At 71.4% G+C, this 1,617-nt stretch carries 1 protein-coding gene; it reads left to right on the forward strand.

All coding sequences use genetic code 11. The annotated features are described in order from the left end of the window. Positions 1-71: 71 nt before the first annotated feature. Positions 72-1,617, forward strand: a 1,546-nt coding sequence (locus ABD378_RS13795; RefSeq protein WP_344521013.1) for a DoxX family protein, incomplete at its 3' end; no start/stop codon positions are given.

A 1,617-nucleotide genomic window follows, 5' to 3' on the forward strand; every position in this document is an offset into this window, starting at 1 on the left:
GTAGATCTTGACGCGGTCCGGACATTTCCACGCGGTCAAGGCAGTGTCCTAAACACACATCACTCGGTTAGATGAGTGTGGACACCAGAACGCCCCGCAATCCCACGGGGGGAAGCTCGTCAGGGTTCGACGAAGCTCCCGCGCTGAGCATGGTGAAGGTGCCGAGCGACCCGGCCCAGGTCATCGTGAACCACGCGAGCTTCCGCGTGCAGCTCCCCACCGCGCAGCGGACCCAATCCCCGCGTATCGCACGGCACTTGAACAATGCCGATGACACCGTGCGCATCCCCGCAGTCGGCTCCGCCGCGCGGCGCCGCACGCCCGTCGTCTGGAGCGGGAAGTCCGAGCCGGGCGACCCCGGAGCCACCGGACTGCTGCAGGCGGTGCGCGGCACCGGCGTGCGCCATTCGGCCGAAGCCGGGGGCACCTCCTACGACGACGGAGGTGCCACGCAGGTCATCCCCCGTATCGACATCGACGACGATCTCGAGAGTACGCAGGCCACGCCTGCCGTCATCGGTCCTCGTCATCCCGGCTCCGAGACCCGGCTCATCCCGCGCATGCCGCTGCCGGAGAGCGACCTCGACGAACAACTCCCCTACGGGGACGACGAGTTCGACGACGAGTACGACGACGGCGCAGACACGCGCCAGGTCAGCAGACGGCACGGGGCCGACCCAGTACGGCACGCCTACTACCCCGGCCGACGCATGAACCTCGGCGTCGTGCTGCTTCCGCTGCGCGTCTTCCTCGGATTCATCTCCATCTACGCCGGCATGGGCAAGCTCTGCGACCCCGTGTACTTCGACGGCGGCGACCGCGGCTCCATGGTCAAGTGGCTCAACTCGCTGCACCCCTGGGCGCTCGCCGAGCCGCTGCGGGACTTCGCCCTCCAGCACCCCGTGGGCGCGGGGCTCTGCATCGCCTTCCTGCAGATCATCGTGGGCGTGCTCACGGTGCTCGGGCTCTGGCAGCGGGTCGCGGCCAGCATCGGCGTGCTCCTGTCCGCCGCGCTCATCGTCACCGTCAGCTGGAAGACCGTCCCCGCCTACGACGCGCCGGACATCATCTATCTGGCCGCATGGTCGCCCCTCATCATCGCGGGCGCGCCCGTCTACTCCGTCGACGGACGCCTCGCCGGCGAGGCCTGGCGGACGCTCGGGCCGCGCGTGGACATCTGGGAGCTGCGCCGCCGCGTGCTGCGGCGCGGCGCGCTCATCGGGTCGCTCGTCGTCGGGCTCACGCTGCTCATCGGATCGATGCTCGGCGGCGCGGTGCGCGATGCCGACCGCGTGACCGTGCCGGGACCCGGCGAGGCCCCGCGCAACGAACTGCCGGGCTCACCGCTCCCGGAGGAGCCCGGAAAGCAGCGGCAGCGCCAGGGCCAGTCGCAGAGCCCCACGGCTTCCTCCGGGGCGCCGACGCAGGGCAGCTCCGCCAGCCCCACGCAGGGCGCCGCGGCGACCACTCCGGGCGCGGCACGCGAGTCCGCAACCGCGGGCACCGGCCAGGGGCAGCCCAGCCAGACGCAGGGCACCACAGGGCAGGCCCCGCCCCAACAGTCGTCGCCCCAGCAGCCTCCGTCGTCGGCCACCGCGGGACCCACGTCCAGCGGCG

Source organism: Streptomyces rectiviolaceus, assembly GCF_039533825.1.
Taxonomy (GTDB): Bacteria; Actinomycetota; Actinomycetes; order Streptomycetales; family Streptomycetaceae; genus Streptomyces; species Streptomyces rectiviolaceus.